This is a genomic window from Oleiphilus sp. HI0080 (assembly GCF_001635135.1).
In genome coordinates this window covers 1-5,272 of sequence record NZ_LWFU01000371.1, presented here as the reverse complement: position 1 = coordinate 5,272, position 5,272 = coordinate 1, and the positions used below count along the sequence as shown (strand labels likewise).

At 39.7% G+C, this 5,272-nt stretch carries 9 protein-coding genes and 1 pseudogene; 6 read left to right on the top strand and 4 right to left on the bottom strand.

Going from position 1 to position 5,272, the window contains the following annotated elements; genetic code table 11:
- Window positions 1-170 precede the first annotated feature (170 nt).
- Window positions 171-998: a hypothetical protein gene (locus A3751_RS05840; RefSeq protein ID WP_068453314.1), complete on the top strand. Its 828-nt coding sequence runs from the start codon at window positions 171-173 to the stop codon at window positions 996-998.
- Window positions 999-1,021: 23 nt separating this feature from the next.
- The gene (locus tag A3751_RS05835) at window positions 1,022-1,363 is read left to right on the top strand and encodes a hypothetical protein (RefSeq protein ID WP_068453312.1); all 342 of its coding nucleotides are present in this window, start codon (window positions 1,022-1,024) and stop codon (window positions 1,361-1,363) included.
- Window positions 1,364-1,446: 83 nt separating this feature from the next.
- On the opposite strand, the gene A3751_RS05830 is transcribed toward A3751_RS05835, so the two are convergent.
- Both A3751_RS05830 and A3751_RS05825 read right to left on the bottom strand, forming a co-directional pair.
- Window positions 1,447-1,737 carry a type II toxin-antitoxin system RelE/ParE family toxin gene (locus A3751_RS05830; RefSeq protein WP_068453316.1) on the bottom strand — a complete coding sequence of 97 codons (291 nt, stop codon included), beginning with the start codon at window positions 1,735-1,737 and terminating at the stop codon, window positions 1,447-1,449.
- On the bottom strand, window positions 1,730-1,951 hold the full coding sequence (locus tag A3751_RS05825; RefSeq protein WP_068453310.1) for a hypothetical protein: 222 nt from the start codon (window positions 1,949-1,951) through the stop codon (window positions 1,730-1,732). The genes A3751_RS05830 and A3751_RS05825 overlap by 8 nt, the downstream gene beginning before the upstream one ends.
- Before the next feature lie 610 nt (window positions 1,952-2,561).
- Between A3751_RS05825 and A3751_RS05815 the strand changes: the two genes are divergently transcribed.
- Together A3751_RS05815 and A3751_RS05810 are read left to right on the top strand one after the other, a co-directional pair.
- Complete coding sequence (locus A3751_RS05815) at window positions 2,562-3,008, top strand: hypothetical protein (protein ID WP_068453306.1); 447 nt, start codon at window positions 2,562-2,564, stop codon at window positions 3,006-3,008.
- Between the two features lie 34 nt (window positions 3,009-3,042).
- Window positions 3,043-3,564 (top strand): hypothetical protein, encoded by a 522-nt coding sequence (locus A3751_RS05810; protein ID WP_068453304.1) that lies wholly within the window; start codon window positions 3,043-3,045, stop codon window positions 3,562-3,564.
- A gap of 73 nt (window positions 3,565-3,637) precedes the next feature.
- On the opposite strand, the gene A3751_RS05805 is transcribed toward A3751_RS05810, so the two are convergent.
- Window positions 3,638-3,955 carry a CcdB family protein gene (locus tag A3751_RS05805; RefSeq protein ID WP_068453302.1) on the bottom strand — a complete coding sequence of 106 codons (318 nt, stop codon included), beginning with the start codon at window positions 3,953-3,955 and terminating at the stop codon, window positions 3,638-3,640.
- Complete coding sequence (locus A3751_RS05800) at window positions 3,955-4,320, bottom strand: type II toxin-antitoxin system CcdA family antitoxin (protein ID WP_231876849.1); 366 nt, start codon at window positions 4,318-4,320, stop codon at window positions 3,955-3,957. The genes A3751_RS05805 and A3751_RS05800 overlap by 1 nt, the downstream gene beginning before the upstream one ends.
- Here A3751_RS05800 and A3751_RS05795 point away from each other — a divergent pair.
- Window positions 4,238-4,573, top strand: coding sequence for a type II toxin-antitoxin system RelE/ParE family toxin (locus tag A3751_RS05795; RefSeq protein WP_369821228.1), 336 nt, complete (start codon window positions 4,238-4,240; stop codon window positions 4,571-4,573). The genes A3751_RS05800 and A3751_RS05795 overlap by 83 nt on opposite strands.
- A gap of 56 nt (window positions 4,574-4,629) precedes the next feature.
- Window positions 4,630-4,866, top strand: a pseudogene (locus A3751_RS05790) (HigA family addiction module antitoxin); the annotation flags it as partial.
- Window positions 4,867-5,272 lie beyond the last annotated feature (406 nt).

The following is a 5,272-nucleotide window of genomic DNA, read 5'->3' as shown; positions in this document are numbered from 1 at the left end:
GATGAAGTTTTATCTTCAGATCAAATAGCTATAGCAACAAAAAAGGCAGAGGCGTTTGCAAAAAAAGTTATTGAAGATGGCCATAAGTTTTCAGAAGGATATTGAAACCATAACAAAGCCTTACATGGGATAAACCCATGAAGGCGGCGTTATATCTCTAAAGGGACTTTATGAGCAAAGTTAAGATTAAGTTAGTATCTATCGGTCATTTGCCGTTGGGGTTTGATCCGAAGAAGATCAAAAATTTCTCTTCTTCATTATTTGAAGTAATTGAAAAAATTGATAATCATGAGTTGCGATGTAATTCAGATGGTTTTGACTGGGAATTTTCTGATCATCTTGTTAGAGAACAAATGCCCAAACTAAATGGCGCAGACTTCATGATTGCAATTGTTAACGTTCCATTGGAAGACAATTGGTACTCCCGTAGATTAGGTGGCAACCAAGTGATTTTCACGTTTTACGAAATCAAAGAAATATTGCAGAGTGCTAATATTCCTTTGGAAAATGTCATTTATCGCCTCCTCAATGCCTACACTTTTGCATATAAAAGAAACAATCATAAGATCCCTGAATTTCATGAAATGACAGATTTTACCCATGATGAAACACGTGGGTGTATTTTTGACATGAACGGGATTAAATCAGACCTGGTTGCTTCATGTCACAATCCAATAATTTGTAGCGAGTGCAAAGAAAAACTTAGGCGAGATCGAGTTTCAAATGACGACATAGAGTCAGCTGAAAAGGATATTAAAAAAATCCGAAAAGACCTTTACTTTCGTATTCTAGATAAGGTTAAGCGCCATCCAATATCGGCTTTAAGTCTTTCAAGTTTGTTTGCCTTCTTACTTGGGGTTGCTGGCTCAATCACTGGGTCTTATTTATTTGAGTATCTTAATAGTGCCGAGAGCGAACCACGAGATATAACAAGTGGTTCAATAGGACAGCCTGCTGCTACGGTTGAAAAAACACCTACGCAGCAGACTGCCAATTAACCAAGCGTTATACGAAATAAGTTATGAACTACTTTTACGGCAAGTGGATAAGTAAAGAATCTCAGTCTCTATGGATTATAAAAGTTCCTTTATTCGGTGGAGTTTATGCTTTTTATAAGCCAAAGAAAGGTCGTAGAATAACTTTTCTACCTTGCCTTTATCTAGAGGGGCCTACCTCTTTATACGTTGCACTAAGTATTATGGGTGTAATGGAGGCAATGCTTGTTTTGATTCCAGCATGTGATTTAAAAACCAAAAAAGAATTACTGATTCCATTTATGGAAAGTGGATCGGAAACAGATTGGATGCTTGACGACATGGGATTTCCGTGGGTTTATCCTTTATCAATATTTGAACGAGAATGATAAATCGTATAACAAAGCCAGCCAGTATCGCCAGCAAGCTGGCTGGTCTCGTTTCACTCGCCCCTGCTGGCAGGCGTTATAACTCAGAACGTACGTTTGATGTCTCGATAGAAATTCTCGTGTGAACCAAGAGCCATCAACTCTAGTGTAAGCACGCCTTCATCATAGCTATAGCCCAGTAATGTCAGTTGCTTAACCATCTTAAATTTATGAACTCTCAGAAAAGCAAGGTCGCCTCGTTTCAGTTCACCCAACAGCGGATTTTCTATAAGTTCTTTAATTGCTAAATCAAGGTCTGTTTTCTGATTGGGCTTTAATTTCTTAACAGCTTTCTTAAAAGTTGGTGTCTGTAAAATATGCTCAACTTTAGCCAAAGTCATAACGCTCCAATTTACCTGCTTCTTTTTCTGCTTGTGCAATAATGGCCTGCTTTACAAACTCATAAGGTAAGTCGGGGTTATCTTCCATCATTTCACCAATCTTCGCCCAATGCTCTATCTGCTTAGGCGGTGTTCTATTATAGGCCTTTGCCATAATGGTAGCTTTTTCAATAAGTTCTTGGTCTAATCTAACGCTACTAGTTGCCATAATTGATACTCCAGTTCTTATGCGTGAATCAATTGTGGCATATTGCTACAACTAAATAAAGTTATAACCAAGCGTTCAACCGGACTCGCCTTCGGCTCGCGCGGTTAACGCGGCGTTATATGCAAAATAGTCATGGATAGAGCTACAAGAAATTTTGTTATCAGAACCAAACACAATGCGAAAATATTCATTTTGTACTTGTGCTTGGCAGCCATCGCTATCAGTTTCTATGTCTTTTTTGTTCAAACGCCCAACGTTGCAATTATAGAAAAGAGCATCAATTGCATCGAAAGCCCTTGCACATTTTCTGTTACGCTTCAAAACAACAGTCATGAGAAGCAAACTGGATACATAAAAGTGGACTTTCTTCAGCAGGAGCGGGCATCTTCAAATATGGGGCCTAACGATGGGTTCGTGCATCGAACGTTCCATTCAATGCATTTAAACTTTTCTCTTAACGCTCAACAATCGAATACTATTAATATCCCTTATCGCTATCAAAATAAAAGCCCTTTAGTTATCACCAATGTTGTTCAATAACTCAGCATATAACCAATCGCAGCTCCGGAAGCGCTTTCGCGCTCCGGCGTGCTAGGCGTTATGTGAAAAAATGAATATAGAACGCACTTTCAAAGCAGTACTGATTTCACCTTGGGCATCGCTCGTGTTTGTCATGTATATATTTGGCGAGCATCTTCTAACCCAAAGCACCGAATCACTTTCATCTATTGCATCGCAGATTCCTGGCACTCTATTCGTGCTCTCCATGTTCGTATTTGGCTTTGTTGGAACCTCCTATCTCGTTGTTGTTTTTGCTGGTGTGCCCGTACATTGGGTTCTATCCAAGCTAGGCATAAGGCATTGGTCAATCTACCTATTTTTGGGGCTCTGTATTGGCTTGCTTTGGCAGTTCGTGTTACTTCTAGGTAGCAACATGCCAAGTCAGCTACAAGAAGTGGGCTATTTGGCTTATGCCATTAATTCGGTGGTCGTTTCTTTAGTTTTCTGGTACATCGCAGTAAATTCACATAACAAGAAAAAGCAGGCGGACGCATAAATGCGCCGCTGTTTTTGGCGTTCTAAGAGGTACTATGCAAAAATTACTTTTCACACTTTTAGCAACCTTAAGTATTAATACGTTTGCCAGTAGCCAAAGCTGTATAAAAAAATATGCTGCATATACTGAGGTCCAAGAAGCATGGCAAAATGAAAGTACAGCATTAGTTGTTAACGTTCTTCCTCAGCATAGCGAATTAGCTAACTATTACAGAGACGTGCAACTTGCTGCAATTAACAGAAGAAACCTTGCAGTCCAATTAGCTCTCCAACACTTTCCAAATAACGTAAATACTGATTCTAAACTAAATCAATGGATTGATTATTCTCCCGAATTAGAGGCTACGCTCTCTAAGAAAAGTTCAAGTTTCAAATTAGCGGTCCAAAAATACCAAAAAATCAAAAACAAGCCGCAAAGTGAAAATGGTGACCAATTTCGTAAAGCATTCAGAGAAATTGTAACTCAAAGTAAGGAGTTTCAAGATTTGCTGTCTGCTTTTAACTCCAAGGTTAAAGAATTAAATACTGTTAAATGCACAAAAAACATAACAAGGTAATCAACTTCATGGCAAGGCAAGCCATGCCATCGGACTGCCACTGCTTCGCACCGGCAGCCCGGTTATTACGGCGTTAAATGCCGGTGATCAGCATATCAATGGCGTCAATAATTTGATACCGATAACTCTCTAGAGAATCTACCTCGGATTTTAGAATTGACTTTGGAACGGTGGTCATCTGATTGGTTACAAGAACAAATTCGTCGCCGTCAATATTGACGGTAGGGCAAAGCTTTTGGGCTACTTTATCGTTTACTTTGTTTGATGGTGTTAATGGTATAACCAGTCTAGAGTTTAAATCACTTAACAAGTTGTTCTGAACATCAACAAAATAAGGGTAGGTCTTTTTACTGCTTTTATCTTTGTTCAGGTAAAGTGTAAATTGGCTCATCAAAAACTCCTAAACGAGTCAGAGAATAAGCCGTTTTCATCGCTCAGCTTGTTAAGCTCATCAATTGCATCTTTGTTTTCTTTAAGCCATTGCTCGCGCTGTGCGTTTTTCACTTGAACAATTAGGGCTTGTTCAAGTGTGGCAGATAAATTTATTTTCAAGCTCTTAGCTTGATTTAAAAGGTCGCTATTTACAGTTAGGTTGGTTGCTTTTTTAGGTGCTTGTTGGTCAAAAAGTGCTTGCATATTATTTACTCCAAATGCGCATACGTTATGTGCATTCATGCTATTCCATACAAGAGCATTTAACAAGCGCCTCCAACGGACAAATGTTACTGTCACCACTGACAAAACTGCCGCCAGCAAAATTTGCTCGTTGAGGTGGGCGTTATACTTATTGATGCGTGGTGCGCACCATGCTAAGAAATTGAAAATGCAGTTGGCAGCTATTGATACTGCGCAAGTGATCGACGATGTTGATTTGCCCGGTTATCAATTGCATCCGTTAAAAGGAGAGCGAGAGGACATTTGGTCTATTTCAGTCAATGGTAATTGGCGGGTAACTTTTGAGTTTAAAGATGGTAATGCTTTTATATTAAATTACGAGGACTATCACTAATGAGTATGTATAACCCTCCTCATCCCGGTGAATTCATTTAAGCTACATATCTAGAGCCTTTCGGTTATAGCTGTCGCTTTCTTGCTAAACAATTAGATGTGGCATCATCTACTCTAAATCGTATTCTAAAGGGGCAAAGCGGTGTTACGCCTGAAATGGCTTTGAGGCTGTCAAAAGCTGTCGGCCGCACTCCTGAGAGTTGGCTTGCAATGCAAGATAACTACGACCTTTGGCAGGCAAAGCAAAATATTAATTTGGGCAATGTGCACTCAGTTTCTTTTGAAGCTGCGTAGTAGAAATATAACCAAGCGTTGGGCTGGACAGCCAATGCTGCTCATTGTCTGCCCTTTATAGCGGCGTTATACGCTCTAAGGGAAGTTATGAGTAATAAAGGAGCTGGCTTATTTAGCCTCATCGCGAGTGGTGCGTTTACCGCTATTTGGTGGGTCTATTTGTTCGGCGTAAAACCTGACTGCTTATCGTCAATCGAGTAAGCAAAGCAGGCTTTTCTGTTTGCTATTTCGCCATCCCAAGCTGGTTCTTGGTTATTTATTTATACTCTCGTTTCAATATTCATTTGTATATTTTGCGCGGTTTTGTTCTTTTCTGGTCGCCAAACAAAAGTGGCGTTTGCAGTAACATTCGTACACGGGTTAATAGGTGTTTTTTTATATACTTGGGCACTGGTGGTGTTCATGT

Bases quoted from the DNA above. Each gene is read 5' to 3' on its own strand.
- A3751_RS05840 (WP_068453314.1), top strand. From the start codon at position 171: ATGAGCAAAGTTAAGATTAAGTTAGTATCTATCGGTCATTTGCCGTTG.
- A3751_RS05805 (WP_068453302.1), bottom strand. From the start codon at position 3,955: ATGAGCCAATTTACACTTTACCTGAACAAAGATAAAAGCAGTAAAAAG.
- A3751_RS05835 (WP_068453312.1), top strand. From the start codon at position 1,022: ATGAACTACTTTTACGGCAAGTGGATAAGTAAAGAATCTCAGTCTCTA.
- A3751_RS05815 (WP_068453306.1), top strand. From the start codon at position 2,562: ATGAATATAGAACGCACTTTCAAAGCAGTACTGATTTCACCTTGGGCA.
- A3751_RS05810 (WP_068453304.1), top strand. From the start codon at position 3,043: ATGCAAAAATTACTTTTCACACTTTTAGCAACCTTAAGTATTAATACG.
- A3751_RS05825 (WP_068453310.1), bottom strand. From the start codon at position 1,951: ATGGCAACTAGTAGCGTTAGATTAGACCAAGAACTTATTGAAAAAGCT.
- A3751_RS05795 (WP_369821228.1), top strand. From the start codon at position 4,238: ATGCTATTCCATACAAGAGCATTTAACAAGCGCCTCCAACGGACAAAT.